17 protein-coding genes are annotated in these 19585 nt (G+C 34.8%); 4 read left to right on the forward strand and 13 right to left on the reverse strand.

The window, feature by feature from the left end; genetic code table 11:
* Position 1: 1 nt before the first annotated feature.
* The 3 genes from KUA55_RS14405 to KUA55_RS14415 form a co-directional block, all read right to left on the reverse strand.
* Positions 2-1234 carry an extracellular solute-binding protein gene (locus tag KUA55_RS14405; protein ID WP_218327085.1) on the reverse strand — a complete coding sequence of 411 codons (1233 nt, stop codon included), beginning with the start codon at positions 1232-1234 and terminating at the stop codon, positions 2-4.
* 156 nt (positions 1235-1390) lie between these two features.
* Positions 1391-2374, reverse strand: a complete 984-nt coding sequence (locus KUA55_RS14410) for a LacI family DNA-binding transcriptional regulator (RefSeq protein ID WP_218327086.1) — start codon at positions 2372-2374, stop codon at positions 1391-1393.
* A 113-nt stretch (positions 2375-2487) separates the two neighbouring features.
* On the reverse strand, positions 2488-3246 hold the full coding sequence (locus KUA55_RS14415; RefSeq protein WP_246601543.1) for a MerR family transcriptional regulator: 759 nt from the start codon (positions 3244-3246) through the stop codon (positions 2488-2490).
* A 68-nt stretch (positions 3247-3314) separates the two neighbouring features.
* Between KUA55_RS14415 and KUA55_RS14420 the strand changes: the two genes are divergently transcribed.
* Complete coding sequence (locus tag KUA55_RS14420) at positions 3315-5234, forward strand: HelD family protein (RefSeq protein ID WP_218327088.1); 1920 nt, start codon at positions 3315-3317, stop codon at positions 5232-5234.
* A 72-nt stretch (positions 5235-5306) separates the two neighbouring features.
* On the opposite strand, the gene KUA55_RS14425 is transcribed toward KUA55_RS14420, so the two are convergent.
* The 9 genes from KUA55_RS14425 to KUA55_RS14465 form a co-directional block, all read right to left on the reverse strand.
* Positions 5307-5975 (reverse strand): bifunctional 4-hydroxy-2-oxoglutarate aldolase/2-dehydro-3-deoxy-phosphogluconate aldolase, encoded by a 669-nt coding sequence (locus tag KUA55_RS14425; RefSeq protein WP_218327089.1) that lies wholly within the window; start codon positions 5973-5975, stop codon positions 5307-5309.
* The gene (locus KUA55_RS14430) at positions 5972-7069 is read right to left on the reverse strand and encodes a PTS fructose transporter subunit IIC (protein WP_218327090.1); all 1098 of its coding nucleotides are present in this window, start codon (positions 7067-7069) and stop codon (positions 5972-5974) included. Before KUA55_RS14430 ends, KUA55_RS14425 begins: the two co-directional genes overlap by 4 nt.
* A 15-nt stretch (positions 7070-7084) precedes the next feature.
* Positions 7085-7402 carry a PTS fructose transporter subunit IIB gene (locus KUA55_RS14435; protein WP_218327091.1) on the reverse strand — a complete coding sequence of 106 codons (318 nt, stop codon included), beginning with the start codon at positions 7400-7402 and terminating at the stop codon, positions 7085-7087.
* A 12-nt stretch (positions 7403-7414) separates the two neighbouring features.
* A complete protein-coding gene (locus tag KUA55_RS14440; protein ID WP_218327092.1) occupies positions 7415-7864 on the reverse strand; it encodes a PTS sugar transporter subunit IIA in 450 nt (149 codons plus the stop codon).
* Positions 7857-9815, reverse strand: a complete 1959-nt coding sequence (locus KUA55_RS14445) for a BglG family transcription antiterminator (protein ID WP_218327093.1) — start codon at positions 9813-9815, stop codon at positions 7857-7859. Before KUA55_RS14445 ends, KUA55_RS14440 begins: the two co-directional genes overlap by 8 nt.
* A 192-nt stretch (positions 9816-10007) precedes the next feature.
* Positions 10008-10259, reverse strand: a complete 252-nt coding sequence (locus tag KUA55_RS14450; protein WP_218327094.1) for a TfoX/Sxy family DNA transformation protein — start codon at positions 10257-10259, stop codon at positions 10008-10010.
* Positions 10260-11267, reverse strand: a complete 1008-nt coding sequence (locus KUA55_RS14455) for an acyltransferase family protein (RefSeq protein ID WP_218327095.1) — start codon at positions 11265-11267, stop codon at positions 10260-10262.
* Positions 11268-11365: 98 nt separating this feature from the next.
* Positions 11366-12223 carry an arginase family protein gene (locus tag KUA55_RS14460; protein WP_218327096.1) on the reverse strand — a complete coding sequence of 286 codons (858 nt, stop codon included), beginning with the start codon at positions 12221-12223 and terminating at the stop codon, positions 11366-11368.
* 13 nt (positions 12224-12236) lie between these two features.
* On the reverse strand, positions 12237-13466 hold the full coding sequence (locus KUA55_RS14465) for a PucR family transcriptional regulator (RefSeq protein WP_218327097.1): 1230 nt from the start codon (positions 13464-13466) through the stop codon (positions 12237-12239).
* 153 nt (positions 13467-13619) lie between these two features.
* On the opposite strand from KUA55_RS14465, the gene KUA55_RS14470 reads away from it, so the two are divergent.
* Both KUA55_RS14470 and KUA55_RS14475 read left to right on the forward strand, forming a co-directional pair.
* On the forward strand, positions 13620-14126 hold the full coding sequence (locus tag KUA55_RS14470; RefSeq protein ID WP_218327098.1) for a DUF3237 domain-containing protein: 507 nt from the start codon (positions 13620-13622) through the stop codon (positions 14124-14126).
* A gap of 18 nt (positions 14127-14144) precedes the next feature.
* Positions 14145-16085: an NAD(P)/FAD-dependent oxidoreductase gene (locus KUA55_RS14475; protein ID WP_218327099.1), complete on the forward strand. Its 1941-nt coding sequence runs from the start codon at positions 14145-14147 to the stop codon at positions 16083-16085.
* 72 nt (positions 16086-16157) lie between these two features.
* On the opposite strand, the gene KUA55_RS14480 is transcribed toward KUA55_RS14475, so the two are convergent.
* Positions 16158-16802 (reverse strand): winged helix-turn-helix domain-containing protein, encoded by a 645-nt coding sequence (locus tag KUA55_RS14480; protein WP_218327100.1) that lies wholly within the window; start codon positions 16800-16802, stop codon positions 16158-16160.
* Between the two features lie 537 nt (positions 16803-17339).
* Here KUA55_RS14480 and KUA55_RS14485 point away from each other — a divergent pair.
* Positions 17340-19037 (forward strand): adhesive domain-containing protein, encoded by a 1698-nt coding sequence (locus KUA55_RS14485; protein WP_218327101.1) that lies wholly within the window; start codon positions 17340-17342, stop codon positions 19035-19037.
* The last annotated feature ends 548 nt before the right edge of the window (positions 19038-19585 follow it).

Raw genomic sequence — 19585 nt, forward strand, 5'->3', positions numbered from 1 at the left:
ACTATTCCTTTTCTGGTGTGATTTCATCAACTAATTTATCTAATGATTTAGGAAAATCCGTCTGCGGAATTTTACCTTTATAAGCGTCCACCAATAATGAATTCATATGTTGCCAAAAGACATTCATTTCAGGGATTTTCGGCATTAAGACTGAATGTTCTTCTGTTGTCATTTCAATCACCGCCTCAGCTACGGGATCATTTGCGACAGCTTCATTTTTTCGTGCCATTTGATTGCTTGGAACTTTTCCTAGTTCTTCAAAAGCTTTTATTTGTACTTTTTCACTTGTTAAATAATTAGTTAATGCCATCGCATCTAACGGATATTGGGTGAATGCGTTAATACAAAAAATATTACATTGTTGAAAAGCATACAAAGGAACTTCACCATTTCCTAAGTCAGCACTTGGATACGCAGCGACGCCCATGTTTTTTCCTAAAACTTCTTCAATTGCTTCAGTATTCCAAACACCACTGAGAACAGCATTAATTTTTCCAGATCGTAGTGCATTGATTTCATCTGCGTTAACAGGGACAACATTTTTATTTTTTTGTAAGTTAGCAATCCATGTCAGGGTTTCTACGCCTTCAGGAGAATTAAAAGTCGTACCATAAGGATCTTCGCCATTTTCACCATATAAGCTAGAACCGTTGGACATGAACCATGGTGTCTCACGAAAATCTGCGCCGGCTTCCTCTAAGTTAATCCCAATTTTTCCTTTAGTCGTAATATCATTAAAATTTTGAACCTCTTCTTCTGAGAAAACTCGTTTGTCATAATACATAAACATTGATTCAGAAGTTGTCGGGAAGCCATAAATTTTGTCCTGATAAGTTGCTGCTTGCACTGATGTTGGCGTGTTTTCTTGTTTAATTTCATCAGTATACTTCGTTAATTGATAGACTGCACCAGATTCAACCATTTGTCCCAATCGATCATGAGGTGTCACAAAAATATCGGCTGCTGATTCAGGATCTTTTTGTAAATATTCCTGCGCTCTACCTGATTCAGACTCAATGACAGTAATATCGTATTTTTTTTCGGGATGTGCTTTTTTAAAATCATCCACCACACTACGATAATAATCACCTTGATTCAAATCTACCCAAACTTTTAACTTTACTTCTTTAGCATCAGTTTTAATTTCTGGTTCATACGTTTGATTTCGTTGTCCGCAGCTACTTAAACCAATTAATAATCCAAAAAATCCAATCATTGCGACCCACTTTTTCATGATTTCCTTCCTTTCAGTCAGCTGATCTTTATGAATTGACAACCGTTTTCATATCAAAGCAAAACAAATTGACAACCGTTTTCATATTTGGAGAATAACAGCAATTTTTCTATATGTCAACCGTTTTCATAAAAAAGAAAAAAAGATGATTCCTGTTTAAGTTGTTCCACGAATCATCAATTTTGTTGAAAAATTTGGTATTTCAGGTAATTCTTGATTGTGTAAATGGGCTAGCAAAACTTTTGCTGCATGTTCACCGATTTCTTTAATTGGTTGGTGAATAGTTGTTAAAGCAGGATTTAACACAGCAGCAATCGGCTGATCATCAAAACCAATTAAGGCTAAATCGGCTGGTATGTTCAAGTCATTTTTTAGTGCTTCGCTTAGTATTCCCGCTGCTACCTCATCTCCGTTAGTAAAAACCGCATCTGGTAAGGATTTTTTTTGATTCAATCTTTGCTTCAGCCAGTTTTCTCCGTCTTCAATATTTAACATTTTAGGGAAAAATAAGTTTTCGTCAAAAGTCAGTCCTGCCTCTTCTACTGCTTGCATAAAACCAATGAAACGATGGTCGTGCTGATTTTTTACTCCTCCACTACAAAAAGCAAGTTTTTTGTAGCCAGTATCAATCAAATATTTAGTTCCTTCATAGGCTGCTTGTTGCTCATTAATTTGAATAATTGGCAGATCTTCATCTCCCAAATAGCGATTACATAAAACAATCTTGCCATTTTTTATTAATTCCACTACTTCTGGCTTATCATTCTCCAAGTTAGCCATAATTAAGCCATCAAGTTGTTTCTTTTGTAACATTTCGATATATTTTAATTCTTTTTTTGAATTTTCCAAGGTTTGGAGAATCACGACTTGGTATCCTTCATCAGATAAATAGCGTTCAATCGCATCAACTAAGTAGGCAAAAAACGGGTTTGTGATAAAAGAAATAACCACACCAATCATTTTTGTTCCTTGGCCTCTCAGTTGTTGAGCAATATTATTCGGATAATAATTCAATTCTCGCATAGCAGTAAAAATTTTTTCTTTGGTTTTGTCAGAAACATAAGGATGTCCATTAATCGCTCGAGAGATTGTTGTAATGGAATACCCCGTTTTCTTTGCTACATCTTCTATTTTAGCCATAATAATCTCCTAAAAATTACTTTGTTCAGTTGTTCTACTTAACTTTGTAAAATACATCAAATTTTGAAAAGTTATCTATTCTACAGACTTTATAGTCAAATCAAATAATTCTGTTATGGATGACAAGCGATATTTTCCAGCGCTCTCATCTTCTCTTCTATCAAAATAGCATTGTTTTCCGCATTTTCCAATGAAATTAATAGCGTATCACAAACTGAATGGATATAGTCGTTATCACTTAACCGATTTAAAGTCAGTTGAATTTCTTGTTGGGTTAACATGTGTTTCTGCTCTAACGCTTGCATAAATCGTAGAATGGCACTTAAAGAGTAATTTGCGTTACGTAGTGTTCGGATGATTTTCAGCAACGCGATGGTTTGTTCATCGTAACTACGATAATGATTTTTCTGACGGGGCACAGTGATTAAACCATTCAATTCCCAATTTCTCAGTGTATCAATAGTAATGTCTAAATAATCGGCCGCTTGTTTACGCGTAAAGGTTTGCTTTTTATTATTTTTCAATTTTTGCAAATCAACTGAGGTGAGTCGAATGGCTTCTTCTGCTTTAGATTGCTCTGTTTCAATGAGCTGAAAATATTCTGTCAATAATTTTCTAGCTTGCTGAAAATCATAGCTAGCCAAGCTGTGAATCACTTCGGTAATTTTCTTTCGCAAATTGCCGTGAATAATTTCTACTGAAAAACCAATTCGCGCAATTTGAATAAGTTGAATGTGATACTCCGTATAAATCCGATAACCATTTTTTTGTCGCAACGGTGCTGGAATGAGTTGCCACTCTTCATATTTCCGTATTGTATTAGGATGAAGTTTGACTGCTCTTGCGACTTCACTTGTTGAATATTTTTTCAAATCAATTAACCCTCCACTAAACCACCAGAGTTCTCTTGTCATGATAGCATGAAAAAGGAGGGATGCGTATGACTTTATTAACTGAGAAAAAATATTTAAATAAAGTAATTCAAACGGTGCAAGAGAAAATAATGCAGCTAGAATTGTCTTTAGATCAAAGTGAACAAGAATATCGGGCGGTAAAAAAATACACGGTTGATTACATCCACGAACTGGATAAATATGAGGTTTATAATCATCATCAAAACCTAAAATTCATTGATTCGCGTAATATTTTAGAAAGCCAACAAATCGGCAAATTAACTTACCAAGAAAATAGTCCCTACTTTGCCAAAGTGGTTTTTCAATTTGACGATGATCCAGTCCCTGAGGATTTTTATATTGGTCGTTATGGTTTATCCGATGAACTGGGAAATCAATATGTTTATGATTGGCGGGCGCCTATTGCAACTTTGTATTATGACTTTGGTTTGGGCAAAAGCGGTTATCAAGTTGGGAAGCATTATTTTAGCGGTGAAAATTTAAAAAAAATACAATTTGATATTCAGTCTGGTGAGTTAGTGAATCTATTTAATGTTGCAGAAGGAATTAGTGATGTGTTTTTGACTGAAACATTAAGCAAAACCAGTAGTCAGCAAATGAAAAATATCATTCAAACGATTCAAAAAGAACAAAATACTATTATTCGTCAACCAAAAGATGTCGATATTATCATGCAAGGTGTGGCTGGCTCAGGAAAAACTTCGATTGCTCTGCATCGCTTGGCTTATTTACTCTACCAAGAGCGAGAAACCTTACAAGCTGAAAATATCCTGATTTTATCTCCAAATAAAGTTTTTTCTAACTATATCGCTAATGTCTTACCTGAACTTGGAGAAAATGATTTGCGGCAATTAACTTTTGAAGAATTGGCGCAAAATATCCTACAATTACCAGTCCAACTAAGTTATCAGCAAGAATTGGCGACTGTTCTAGCGGAACCTGATTCAGCTTTTTCACAAGCATATTATTACAAACAATCGACTGACTTTGAAAAAGATTTAACTGCTTTTTTAAATGCCGAAAAAACCAAACTTTGGCAGACAGATTTAAAAGTTGGAACTAACGCTATTTCAGCCGAAGAACTAGAGACTCTTTTTGCTGAATCCCTACCTTTAATGTCACTAATTTCAAAAATAAGTCGTTCCTTTACACAAGGTCAAAAAAAGCTACAAACCAATCTGGAAAAAAGCTTAACAAAACGTTTAGCTTATCAAAATGAAGTAGCCACCTATTTGAAATTCACTCAAAAAACTGCGGAACAATTAAATGCTAGTGATTTATATCCAATTCTCTACATCAAAGATTTTTTTGAAGGCTTAACCGTCGATACCTCGGTAAAATATTTAGTCGTTGATGAGATGCAAGACTATACCCTTTTACAATTTACAGTTCTGCAAAAGCTTTTTTCTGCCAAAAAAATCTATTGCGGCGATATTTATCAGACTCTTATTCCAAAAGATGCTGGTTTTTTAACTGATTTGTCCGAATTATTAACTAAGCCAAAAACTTTTTTCTTGAAGAAAAGCTATCGTTCTTCTTTTGAAATTATCCAATTTGCGCAACAATTCGTTCCAGAAGATACTTTGGAAGCTATTCAACGGCACGGAGAATCAGTAATCATTGAAAACAGAACCGATTCTTTCAAACAGCAAATAAAATCCCAAATAAATAGATTTCTTAAAGGTAAGCTACAAACTTGCGGAATCATTTGCCAGAGTACAGCCGACATAGAGCATTTACAATCTGTTTTAGCCGATTACAAAGTTCAGACAATTTCTGCTGAATCTACCGCCGTTACACAACCAATCGCCATAACTTCGCTACAATTTGCTAAAGGTTTAGAATTTGATTCGGTGATTTTACTTGTTTCTGATAAGCAGCAACAACCTGCTTTTATGTATATCGGGGCCACGAGAGCTTTGCATGAATTAATCATTTATAAATAACTCTTGCATCATTTAATTTACAATATAAAAAGACAAACAAGCAGCAAAAACAAGCTACTTGTTTGTCTTTTCTTATTTATTTTCAGCTTTAAATTTTTCGACAATTTGCATCAATTCTTTGGCATGTTCCGTTAAAACATCGAATTGTTTAGATTGGATAAATTTCTTGTTTGTTAAGTAGCCACTGATTCCAGAGCCAGAAAAGCCAGCTGCTAAATAGTCCTTCAAATTATCCGGTGTAACTCCTGCTGTAGCAATTAATTTAACATGATTAATCGGCCCTCTAATGTCTTTGACATAACCTAAACCTAATGCCCCCACAGGGAATACTTTGACAAAATCTGCGCCAGCTTCATGAGCAGCCAAGATTTCAGTCGGCGTCATTGCCCCTGGCATAGAAACCATCCCTAACTCTTTCGTTCTTTTGATAATAGCTGGATTTGTATTAGGAGAAATGATGTATTTGGCTCCCGCTTGATAGGCTGTTTCGACTTGCTCTAAAGTAACCACCGTACCTGCACCAATCACCATAGAATCATTAAATTTTTGAGACAATTTAGCAATTGCTGTGCTGGTTTTACTTAGACAATCAGGATCTCCTTGATCAAAGGTGACTTCTACTAGCTTTACGCCTCCTTTTTCCAATGCTGAAACAAGTTGGAACAACTCTTCACCGTAAGTTCCTCTGCAAATGGCTATAATTTTATTTTCTTCAATTACATTTATGATATTTTCTGTCATTTTACTTTCTCTCCAGTGAGCTTCATAGATTTTTTAACGACTTCTTTAGTTTCGGTTTCGAGACTCGGTTTCAAAAATCCTAAAATCCCAGCTGTTACTAATGAACCAATTACGATAGCTGCAACAAACCAGATTTTATTTTCAACAACTGGTAAAACAATAAAACCACCATGAGGAACAAAACATCTCACATTACCAATCGCACCGATCACACAACCCACTGCTGTTCCAATCATCGTTGAAGGTAAGATTCGTTTGATATCACTTACTACAAAGGGAATGGCTCCTTCAGTTATTCCGATACAACCCATAATTCCCGCTGCCACAGCAGCGTCACGATCGCCTTCAGTAAATTTCTTTTTAAAGAATAACGTTGCTAGAAAAATGCCAATTGGTGGAATAGCTACAGCAATTCTAAACATGCCATTTGGTTCGTAGACGCCTTCATTCATTAAAGCTAGGGTAAACATCGAGACTGATTTGGTAATTGGACCGCCCATATCTACTTCTCCAAACAATCCGATAAAAACTGCTAATAAGATGGCACTACTACCATTTAAACTACTCATAATATTTGTTAAGCTGTTCATTAAAAATGCTAACGGATTAGCAATTACGTAGATATACAGCATACCCAGAACCAGTACGGTGATTGTAGGAATAATTAAAATTGGTAAAATGGTTTTAATAGTTTTGCTGACTTTCCATGTCTTAATCCATTTAACAAAATAACCGGCTGCAACACCTAAAAGCATCGCTCCTAAGAAACCAGATTTCACTTCAACTTCATTGATCATTACTGGATTATTGGCTAGAAATCCTAAAATCATCCCTGGCGCCAGACCAGGTTTACCAGCGATAGAATAAGCGATGTATCCTCCTAAAATAGGAATCATCATAGCAAAAGCTGCTTTTCCAAGAATATTAATATTTTGCATCAATTCGCTAGTTACTACAACACCAGTCTCACTTTTTTCTCCTGTTGCTAAAGATATTGCCAGCATGATACCACCAGCTACAACAGCCGGCATCATAAACGACACGCCACTTAAAAATGATTTCTGAATTTCTTTTAATATTGGTTTTATATTCATCTGCCTAACTCCAGTCTATGCTTGATTATTGACTAACGCTTCAGCTGCATCTAATACTTTTTCTGGATGAGAAATGGCTTCATTGACATCGGCATTTAAAACTAAGCGGTCTTCAAAACGTTCTTCATTTTCAATAAACACGGAAACTGCCAAGATGATAACATCTGCTTCTTCTACTTCTTCTTCACTCACTTCATTTTCAATCCCAATACTTCCTTGAGTTTCGATTTTGATATCATACCCTCTTTTTTTACCTTCTTTTTCTAAAGCCTCTTGTGCCATATATGTGTGGGCAACTCCTGTTGGACATGCTGATACGCCTACAATTTTCATTTTATTTTCCTCCTATTTGATAATGTTATTTTCTATATTATTTAGTAATGCCAAAATAGATTGCTTGTCTCCATTGATTAATTCTGCTCGAAATTGTTCATCCATTAATCTTCGACTAATTTCAGCCAAAATTTTTAAATGTAATTTGCTTTTTTGTTCTTCTGGAACACCTAGTAAGAAAACCAAGCGAACCGAATTACCATCTTCATCCCACTGGATTTGGTCCTTTGTTCGCATAAAACAAACAAATGGAGTCCGAACTTCAACTGATTTTCCATGGGGAATACTGACGTCGAAGCCAACTGCTGTCGAAAATTCAGCTTCCCGATGATTTACAGCTTCTAGGTAATTATCCTTATTTTCTAAGTAATTCAAGCGCTTGGCTTTTTCAGATAAGAACTCGATAATGGATGCCTTATTGTCTAATGGCGAATCCAGCACGACTAAACTTTCATCAATCAAAAATTTTTCCTCCTAATTCAATAAATACTGCTTTTTTACTTTTATTAAAGAAAAGCAGCTCAATCGTTTTTTTAGATTCGACGATACTGTATAGTTCTGACAACATACTTTTGACTGATTTCAAATCTTCCTCAGCAATACAGATCATCAAGATGGTATTAATCATTCGGGTATGCCAACGAATTGATTTTTCTAAGGTCATCACAACTAGTCGACTTTCTTTTACTACTTCTGGTGGTGGATGGGGAATTGCGGCTCCCGTAGGCAAATCAGTCACACCTAACTTTTCCCTTTCCCAAATTGATTTTTCAAAATCAGCTGTCACCAGATCAAATTTCAATAAATCCTGTGATATGCGCGCAATGCATTCTTCCTTTGAAGAGAAGTTTTTATTTAAATAAATGAGACGAGCATCGATTATTTTTCCTAATGAGACAAATTTTTTCACAGGTTGCGGTTCGATTTGGTCATAAAACAAATCTAAATACATAGAAGAAACTTTCTTTAAATCTTCTTTACTCATCAAAGCCGAAACATAGACAATAGGCACACTACTTTGATTAATTTTGACCGGTGAGATAACTAAATCAACATTTGATAAGTCTCGTTGATAAAAAGTTCTTAAGGAAACAACTTCTAATATATCTTGCGGAAAAAGAATTCTTCTCATTCGATTAGCAATCAATTCTGAAGTCCCAATACCTGTTGGGCAAACAATCAAGATTTTTTTGTTTTTTGACGCTCGATCAATTGCTCCTTGAAAATGGATCATGATAAAAGCAATTTCATCTTCCGGTATCTGGATAGCTAATTCAGTTTCAACTTTGGTTAAAATTAGCCAAGTTGTGCTATAAAGGACCGAATATTCTGATTTTATTTCAGCTAAAAGTGGATTTTTAACTGGAATATTCATCTTCAAACGATAAATCATTGAAATCAGATGGTACATTAAATTACTGTATAACTGCTGATCGTTCGTTAAATCAATTTTTACTGAAATGCTCATATCGGCAATAATTTTTTTAACTAAGGCATCATACTGTTCCTTCAAAATAAAATCTTTTAACTTCGGTTCAAAGCCGTGAGCAATTAATTGTTTATTCAAATAGTCAAAGTCATTTTCAGTCATCTTAAAATCGGTTTCGCTTTGCAGTTGATCCACCAGCTCTTTAGTGAGCAGATATGTTTTCAGAGATTCAACATCTTCAAACAAAAAATAGACTTGTTTTTCCAAATGGAAACCATTTTTTATGCGAATCAATAAGATACTTGTCGATAGAATCAAGGATTGAAAATAGTTATCCGATAATTTCTCAATGTTAAAATTTTGGTTGTGTTGTAATAAAAATGTGATTTTTTCGACCATTTCCCTTGCTAAAAATTGATAACATAATTCAGGAAATTTCAGCCTAAAATCATTGGCTTGATCCGCTTGTTCAATAATTGAATAGGCAAAGTTTTTAATTGCTTTTTGAATATTAGATTCTTTACCGACAATCCTTGTTCCTAAATTATCAGAAACTAAAGTCACATCTGAACTCTTAATCATCCGCTCAATTTGTAAAAAATCATTGGCAATTGACGTCTTGCTAACTAAAAATTTTTCTGAAAGTAATTGGTAAGACAAAGTTTCGCTGTGAATCAATAAATCTTTAGCAATCAATATTTGTCGTTCAAAAGGTGAATGATTCCATTCATTGATTTGATATTCCGATTGATTGCTGACTGCCTCTTCCAAATAGTTTTTATTAGTCAAAAAAATTCCTTTACGGGGAACTTTTTCAATTACTGCCTTTTTTGAAAGGACAAAAATTTCTAGTTGCTTTAAATCTTTATGGGCGGTTCGTTCGGAAATACTAAGAATCGCCGCATAATCTTTAATTGGTACAAATGATTCATTTTTTAATAATAAGTTTAAAAACTTACTTTGGCGTTGTGTTAATCCATGCATGATTAGCCTCCCGGAGTAAGCGTTTTCTCTATATTTGTATCCTAGCATTTCTTTTTAAAATCGGATATGACAGAATGATGCAACATTATTATTGAACCTTGCTGAACACCTCTCAAACCAATTTAAGAAAAATTGATAACAAAAAAAGAGTGGATTGCTCCACTCTTGATAGATTGGCTAGTATTTTTAAATTTATTTCATGCCATCACTAAAACCTTTCAATTCAGCTTTCAGCTCTTCTGACAATTGATTGTAGTCAGTCCCGTCAATCGCACCTTGCAAAGTATATAAATGAACTAAACAAACTTCTGGAAAGGCCATCTTCAGTCGGACAAAGGCTTCTTTACTACCCATCTGTTGTAGATCTTCGGCTGTTTGAACACCTATTTGTTGCAACTTACGAGACATTTCTTTCCCAATATTATTTAATGCTGTCAACTCCATTTAATTCCCCCTTCCCCTTTGATATCTCTGATAAACATTTCGCGGCACTTGACGAATATAATCCATTCCTTCAGCAACTGGCTGACTTCCCAGCAACAAGGTAATGCCAAAACTAAAAATTAAAATAAACAACAAGCCAATAAAATTAATTTGCAGCCCTCCAAAATCAAAAGAACGAAAAATTCTAACGATAAAACCATGTAATAAATAAACATTAAAGGTATGACGTCCTAAATCTGTGAAAAATGTTTTTTTCGTTGGAACAAAACTTAGAAAACTAAAAATGCCAATCACTCCCAGCAGTAAAACTATTCCGCGAACAAGCGCGCCTAACTCTGGAAAAGAAAGAAAATCTTCATAAGGTTTTGAACCGAAGAGCCAATATTTATTGATACTTTCATTAACATAAATAAAGCAAAAAACGAAGACAAGCCCAATCGCAGCTTTTATCCTGGCTGAGTTATTTTGTACCTTCTTAAAGGCTTTTGGTGAAAGATAATAGCCTAATAAAAAGAAAGGAAAAAATACCAATGTCCGCTGCATAGTTAACTCGCGGTTAATAAATGGCAAGTAACCAGCAATCAATGCGATTAAAAAGCTCAAACTAAGTCCAATCGGCGGTTTTAAACGACCAAATAAAAATAATAAAGCATTCCAAAAGAACATCGAAACTAAAAACCACAATGACCAGTGAGGAACGGTGAAATTAACATTAAAGGAACCGGCATTGCCAAAGAGCCAGTAATATAACGAGTAAATTATTTGAAAAACCAAATAAGTGACAATAAAAGTTTTAAAGCTTTTCCATAAATAACCTGGGCGGCGATAATTTTTCGAAAAGAAACCAGAGATCAAAATAAAAGCCGGCATATGAAAAGTAAACATTGTATAGTACATGTCGTGAACAAATCCGTCGTCTCCAATAAACGGTTGAATCAAATGCCCAAAGACAACTAGTACCATTAACATAAACTTTGCATTATCAAAATAACTGTCCCGTTCTTTCATTCGCTTTCTCCAATCAATAGTCTTCTATTTTATTATAATACATGAGCAAAAAAGCCGCGACTAACATTTATAGATAGTTGCGACTTATTTATAATTATTTACGAAAAAATGTCAAAGCTTTGTAAAAGTTTTTTTAAGTTCTCCGCATCCCATGGCAAATATTCTGCAATAGTTAATCCGACAATCTCGCTTTCTTGTTGGATGGCTGCCATCGTCTCGCCAACTTCTTTTAAACTCATTTTTCCTGACTCAGAAGGAAATTCACTAACACCCGGCTCAGTAAAATACAATGATTTAAAGATTGCTGGATCCAACACATCTAAATCAAAGTGGATCACTGTTTTGGTGAAATTATTCTGTTTAATCCATTCGCGAATTTTTTCAGGCTGTAGACACTGCTCTTTTTGAACCTGATAAGGCAAATTCAATTCTGCCAAAATGACTTTTTCATCCGCTGTCGGTTCTTGTAAACCAACAAATAAAATATCTTTTATTCCATATGGATGTTGAACTTTTTCCGCGAACAACGGATCTCCATGACCTAATAAATTTCCTAAAACCATCGCATGTTCGTGATAATAAATTTCTGGTGTCGAAATATCTGGATGAGAATCTATCCAAATAATACCTAATTTTTCTCCATATTTTCCATGCAAATAATCAAAAGGTGCCTGCGAAACTAAGCAATCACCGCCTAGAGTAATAATTTTATCAGGTTTTTCAGTTATGATTTTTTCAGTAACAGCCGCTAAATTTTTCAATAAAGTAGGTTGTGCTACAACACCATTCTTTTTTTCTAATTCAGTATCGTCACTAGCGGTCGGGATTGCAATTGTGAATTCTTCCTGCTCTAAATTTTTCGGTGCCAACCAAGCAAGTAATTGTGAACCGAAAGCATAAGTAGGCTTGTTGCCACCTTGCCATTGAGCAATCTTCAATCTGATCGTTTTTTTCATTTTTAAGGCTCCTTTATTTTTTAGTCTGAAACATTTTCTGGGCTTGCAATACTAATTGAAAAACCCAAGCCATTTCTGAATCATCAATTTCAGTTTGCGTAATGTCACGAATTTTATTTAAACGATAAATTAATGTATTACGATGAATATGTAGCTCTTTAGCAGTTTGATTAATATCATTTCGCTGGTATAAATAAATTTCTAGTGTTTTAACTAATTCTGTTTCATGGGCATGATCATAAGAAAAAAGCTTCCTTAACGAAGTGGGAACGATACTTTCCCAAGAATATTTCTCCAAAGGCTGTAACAATAAAATTTCTGGCAATGATTTTGAAAAATAAGTACATTCTCGATTCCTGTTTAAAATTGCTGCTGTCTCAAAAGCCAATTCTGCTTGTTGAATATATTTTCTCCGTTGATTCAAACCTGTGAAAACATCACTGGCCCCGCAATAAAGATTGTACTGGTGGACAATGCTCAATAAATTTTCTTCAAATTCTACTAGTTGCAAATGGTGAAAAAGTATATATAAACGATGTTTTTTTACTAAAAATAAAACATTGCTACCGTCTTTGACAATCCTGCTTTTAATATGAGACAGAATCTGTTCTTCCTGATTTTTTTCTGCTAAAACTACAATACAATATTGCGGTGTTAAGCGTAACGTATCGACATATTCTGTTAGTTTGTTAATTTGCGGATAATTGGCTGTATCAAAAATTTTTTGCGCCAATAATTCTTTCACAGGATTGATAGCATGTTTTAGACGAAAGTTTTTAGAACGCATCAAAATCGTACAAAACCGACACAATAAATCATTCAATCGCAAAGAAAATCTTAGCAATTTTTCTTCCATAAACAACACACTAACAAAACCTTCTAAGTTGTCATCAATATAAATTGGTCCGCTAGTTTGCGGATAGTCTTTACAGACACCCCAATTAATATTTATTGCCTGTCGCGAGCCAGTAATCGCTTGCATCAAACCATCTTCAATATAATAAGCCATAATAGTATGGTCACTAGGTTCTCCATGCTCAATAATTTGTTGCCAAAAAGGATCTGTGACTTTTTGGTCTCCTGCCGAAGTAATCCAACGATAGCCTGGATCTGCAACAATTAACGGCAGGCGAAAAGTTTGATACGTATAATCAATCAATTCTTCAATTGTCGAACCTTTGGCAATATTTTCAATCATTTGATTGGTATACTGCGTTAAACTTTTTTCACTGTATCGCGCCATCTTGCTCTCTCCTGAAATTTTATTTAATTAATTTTATCATCTATTGGCATTTTTGACGATAAAGTACCAGAAAAATCATTTATTTTGCCGATGGTTTTAGTTCGTTTGCATGTTATTATTTTCACAATAATTAAATAAAAGGAGTCGACACTTATGGAAAGCTTCGAATTAAACAAATTTAAGATTGAGCATTTATTCACTTACTCAATTGATGTAAATGCAGACATGTTTATCCAAAAATTGCCAACAGGCGGTACTCGTGTCACTGGAACAATCGCTGGTGGAAAAGTTTGGGGACCGAAAATCCAAGGGAAAATTTTACCAGTCGGTGCAGATTGGTCAACCGTTTATCCCAATGGCATTGTTGATGTAGATTGTCGCACCATGATTGAAACAGGTGATGGTGCCCATATCAACATGTTTTACAAAGGACGGATTGATTTAGGGTCAGAAGAAGCAGCGGCAGATTATGCTAACGGAAAATTCCCTGCTGTGATGGGCACACAACCGATGCCGGTTTTAGATACTGATGATGAATGCTATGATTGGTGTAATCATTATGCTTGTTTTGGCATCGGTCGGGTAGATTTCACGAATGACCCGATTGTGATTCAATATGATGTTTACCGTTACTATGCAACACCATTTGCTGAAAATTAGTTTGAAAGGATGAAAAAAATGAACTATGATGCATTATTTACCCCATTTAAAATTGGAAATATGGAAGTTAAAAATCGCATTGTCATGTCACCGATGGGAACCAACTCCGCATTTATTAACGGACGAAAAGATGAACAAGAAATTGATTACTTTGTAGAAAGAGCAAAAGGTGGCGCCGGCATGATTATTTTAGGTTGCCAGCCTTTGAATGAAGAAATTGCCCAAGGTTCAATGGAAGGAACGCTGGATTCTTTTAGCGTGTTACCGGCTTTAACATCTTTAGTTGATTCAGTTCATCGCTATGGAACCAAAGTGGTCTGTCAAATTACTTGTGGAACTGGACGGAATGCCTTTCCTGATACTTTAGGTCGCCCGCCAATGTCCGCTTCAGCAATTCCCTCTGCTTTTGACCCGAATGTTCCTTGTCGCGCGATGACAAAACAGGATATTCAAGATGTGATGGACGGTTTTACTTTTGCGGCTGGTTTAGCAAAAGATGCTGGTTTTGATGCGATTGAAATTCATGCCCATGCTGGTTATTTAGTTGATCAATTCATGTCACCTGTTTGGAACAAACGAACCGATGAATATGGTGGTTCACCAGAAAACTTTGCCCGTTTCCCAAGAGAAATTGTGCAAGCGATTCGTAAAGCTGTGGGTAATCAACTACCGATTTTATTCCGTATTTCACTGGACCATCGTTTTGAAGGTGGCCGGACGTTGGAAGATTCGATTCCATTGATTCAACTTTTAGAAGAAGAAGGCGTTGATGCGTTTGACATTGATGCTGGTTGCTATGAAACACTAGATTATATTTTCCCACCATCTTATCTAGGGGAATCTTGTATGTCTTATGTTAACGAAGCAGCACGCCAAGCCGTTAATGTTCCACTATTAAATGCCGGTACTCATAATCCTGAATCAGCAGTTGAAATCATTGAATCAGGAAATATTGATTTTGCTATGATTGGTCGTGGCTTGATTGCTGATCCAGATTTACCTAATAAATTATTAGCTGGACATAGAGAAGATGTTCGACCGTGTATTCGTTGTAACGAAAATTGCATCGGAAGAATTTGGAACAACCATACGAAATTAAGTTGTTCTGTGAATATTCAAGCGATGGAAGAAAGACGTTTCAAACTAGAACAAGCCAATGAAGTCAAAAATATCGTGGTTATCGGTGGCGGGGCTTCTGGTATGGAAGCAGCTCGTGTGGCTGCCACTCGTGGTCATAAAGTGACTTTATATGAAGCAAGTCATCGCCTTGGGGGTATTATGCGGGATGTTGCTACTGCGAAATTTAAAAATAATATCCAATTATTAAGTGATTGGTATGAAACACAATTAACTAAATTAGGCGTCGATGTGCAATTAAATACTTTTGTTTCATCAGACGATGCTATTTTAGCTGAATGCGATCAAATTTTTGTTGGTTGTGGTGCCGAACCAATCGTGCCAAACATTCCTGGAATTGATTTACCCATCGTTGAAACTATGGTTGCGGCTCATCGTGACGAATCATTAATCAAAGGTGATAATATTATCGTTTGTGGTGGTGGTTCAACTGGTTGTGACGGCGCATTGGAAATGGCAAATGAAATGGGTAAAAATGTTACCATCATCGAAATGAAAGATGAAGTCGCTCAAGATGCGATGTTTATCAACCGCATTTCATTGCTGAACGCTTTAAATGCTAACAATGTTACCATGCTAACAAAAACTGTCGTTCAATCAATTGAAGAAGATGGTGTCATTGTTGAAAAAGCAGATGGCTCAACTGAAAAAATTTATGCCGACACCGTCTTAAATGCTTTCGGGATGAGACCTTTGTTAAATACCGTTAATGGTATCAAAGAAAAATACCACACGAAAACTCGCGTGGTTGGTGACAGTCAAAAAATCGGAAAAATCGGTGATGCGATTCGTGCAGGCTTCTACGCCGGTAGTGCTGTCTAATTAAAAAAAGCAATTAGTATCTTTTCGATACTAATTGCTTTTTTTCTTCGTCATTTTATATAAATAACATAATTAATCATCAGAATTCTTCCATAAATAACCTTTTCCCCATACAGTTTGCAAGTGTATATTCTCACCAAACTTATTTTTTAATTTATATTTAATTCGAGTTGTAATATTTGATAATTCGGACAAACGAGAAGCACTGACTTCATTCCACAAGACTGTACATAGTAATTTTCTTTCTACTACTACTCCTTCATTTTCGATTAAATAGTCTAGTGTTTTTCTTTCCGTTTTGCTTAAATTCAAGTCAGAAATAATATCAGTGCTCACTTCACTACTCATTTCTTTTGATTTAACAACTTCTTCTAACAATAGTCGGAGTCCTTCCAATGTAAAGTTAGTTTGAATATTTAAAATTTCTCTACCATGAATTTGTTGCTTAATCATTTGGTCGGATTTACGCATAAAATACTTACGTTGGAAAGCTGTTTTTTGAATCGCATAAGCCACTTCATCATCTGATAAAGTTTCACTAAAAATAACTATTGGAAAATATTTTAAAAAATCACTACCTGATTGTTCTAGAAACTTTTCATAATTGTTCAATGTTAATGAAACAGAACAAAAAACCTCATGCCCCAACAATTGTAATGCTTGCTCCATCGGTCTCTCAGTCTCAAAATTTTTACTTAAAATCAAAATATTAGCCATCATTTTCTCTCCTATTTTATAAATGTATTATCATAATATATATTAATCATATTTATTAACAAATTTCAATAAATATTATCGAAAAAAATATATTAGTTAGTTTCCTTTTTTTTGATATTTTTTCAAGATAAGATAATTTCGATTTGATAAAGAAGCATTAATAATAATTTATTCCTCTTTAAATTTAGTGAATAATTATGGTTTCTCAATAAACCCTCCAGACAGTTCTCTTTACATATTAATATCACAAATTATGTATTTATAATTTTTATAACTCTATCCTTTCAAATTCGTATAGTTATCTACTAAAAATTATTTTTTTACACTGTTTAATATATTCATAATTCATACATTTCTAGTTTTTTTTCTTTTTTCATAAAAAATATAGACAAAAAAACTCCTTAATGTTAACATATATTTGCGAAGATTAATTTAATATATCTTTAAAGGTTATATTGAGTTATCTTATTGGCTGTATTTTGCTTAAACTAAGTTAACGAATAACAGCTTGCACATTAAAGATTACGGAGGTATAGAATGAATATCAAAGAAAAAAAGGCGTTTAAGTTAGGTGTAGTGGCGGTTGCCAGTTTAACTTTCGGCGTTGCTACTGCCGTGCCTGTCTTGAGTACCCATACAATTATGGCAGAGGCAGCAGTAATTAATGGGAACATTAACGAGAAAACAGATTTCTCAACTGATTTCCCAACCATTGCTAGTTTTGGTTCACACACTGGTAACTTCACAGTGCAAAACTCATCATTAGCAGAGTTCCAATTAATTTTGAAAGGGAACAAAACAGCAAAAATTCAAGTTCCTTCTCAATTAGCAGGTTTAGTAAGTGCAACAGGTGATGCAGGAGTTACAGTACAAATGGGGCTGGATTTGTCTGAAAATATCCCGTTAATCGACCAATTCTTGAATACAACTGATGAAAAATTAAGAGCCCTTATGCAATTAATTGACGATCAAAGTATTCTTGGTTGGAGTGTAAATGCTGAAGAAGTTTACAATGCAATGGACGCAATTGGTCAATTACGTAACCTTGATGTTGCTGCAACATCATCAGCTATTGGTGTTTCTCAAGATGGCAGAGTATTATCTGCACAATTTGATGATGCAACAGTTCGCTTTATTGCAAACAAAATCAATGATCTTGTTACTGCATTACAAAATGCAATTAATGCATTCCAAGTGAACAATCCTAGTTTCCCAATTATGACAATTATTATTAACACTATCTTTGAACCAATTAAGAAACTTGCAAATGGTGTGTTAGGTTTATTACCTACTGGTGCTAACGCAGTTGCTGATTTCGTTAAATTGATTGGTGATGCAGCAGTCTTGAAATCATCAAGCGTAACTTTCCCAGTTGCAATGAATACTGATGAAAATTGGTTTAAAACAAACGCTCCTAATGGTTTAACTGTTGATTTCACTGGTGCTGTTGACGAACCAGAAATTATTTCATTTGATATCTTTGAAAAACAAGGCAATAACACTGTGCCAATTACTTTCGCTGATATTGTTGCTCCAAATGCACCAATCGTTGGCACTGTTACTGGTACTGAAAAAGCTGGCTATTCATTTGACGTAACTGCTGAATCTGGTTCAATCGTTACAGTTACTGATAAAGATAATAAAACTGTTGCAACTTCAAGCGCTGTTCCTGGAACTGTTGACGGTAAAACAACTGGTCGCGTTTCATTCAAAGACTTAAAAGTTGATGCAGGTAGTGTATTAACAGTAAAAGCAACAGATAAAGCTGGTAACATCAGCGATGCTGCTACAGCAACAATGCCTGGTACTAAAATTACTAAAGTACCATTATACCGTGCTTACAACCCTAACTCTGGTGAACATTTATACACCATAGATAAAGGCGAGTTTGATGGCGTAATCGCTGCTGGATGGAACGATGAAGGTATTGCTTGGGTATCTCCTTCTCAAGGTGATACAGTTTACCGTGCTTACAACCCTAATTCTGGCGAACATTTCTATACGAAAGACGCTACTGAATTTGCAGGAGTTGTTGCTGCAGGTTGGAACGATGAAGGAATCGGCTTCTACTCTAGTACAGAAAAAGATGCTAAATACTCTATCTACCGTGTATTCAATCCAAATGCTACCGGACCAGGTTCTCACCATTATACAAAATCTGAATCTGAAAAGAATGGTCTTGTCCGTGAAGGCTGGGCTGATGAAGCTGTTGGTTTCTACGGTATCGCAGAATAATAAACGCTTTAACAACCTTTGTATTCATTAGAATTCTAAAAAACACTTCAACGCTCTTTGTTGAAGTGTTTTTTTGTCCTTTAATTTTATTGTTTTAATCATTTTCTCTTCTACTATTTCACTCCTATCTTCCTGCAACATAATAATTAGACGAAAAAATACATCATGTAATAAAAATATTAATTAATTAAATATAAAAATATATGAACAAAGATTGATAAACGTTCAATCACGTCATTTAGCATTGATGGTAAAATATTTTTACGGTATCCATTAGAGAAATATTAATTAATTCTTATACTCCGGTATTATTCACTGATATGGTTTGCCAATTTTATTCTTTCCATATAGCATATAGAAGCCCCAAAAAAATCTCATTCTAATAAAAAAATGTTTATTTTGAATCCCAATAACCAATAACGATGGTTATTGAAACCAAAAATCAATACTAATCATTTATAATAAATGCTAAAATACAGTATAATCTAATAATAAAGTTACAAAACTCGACTATTATGGTTGATTGTACTTACGAAAGGAAATTTTTT

Source organism: Enterococcus alishanensis, assembly GCF_019218635.1.
Lineage (GTDB): Bacteria > Bacillota > Bacilli > Lactobacillales > Enterococcaceae > Enterococcus_A > Enterococcus_A alishanensis.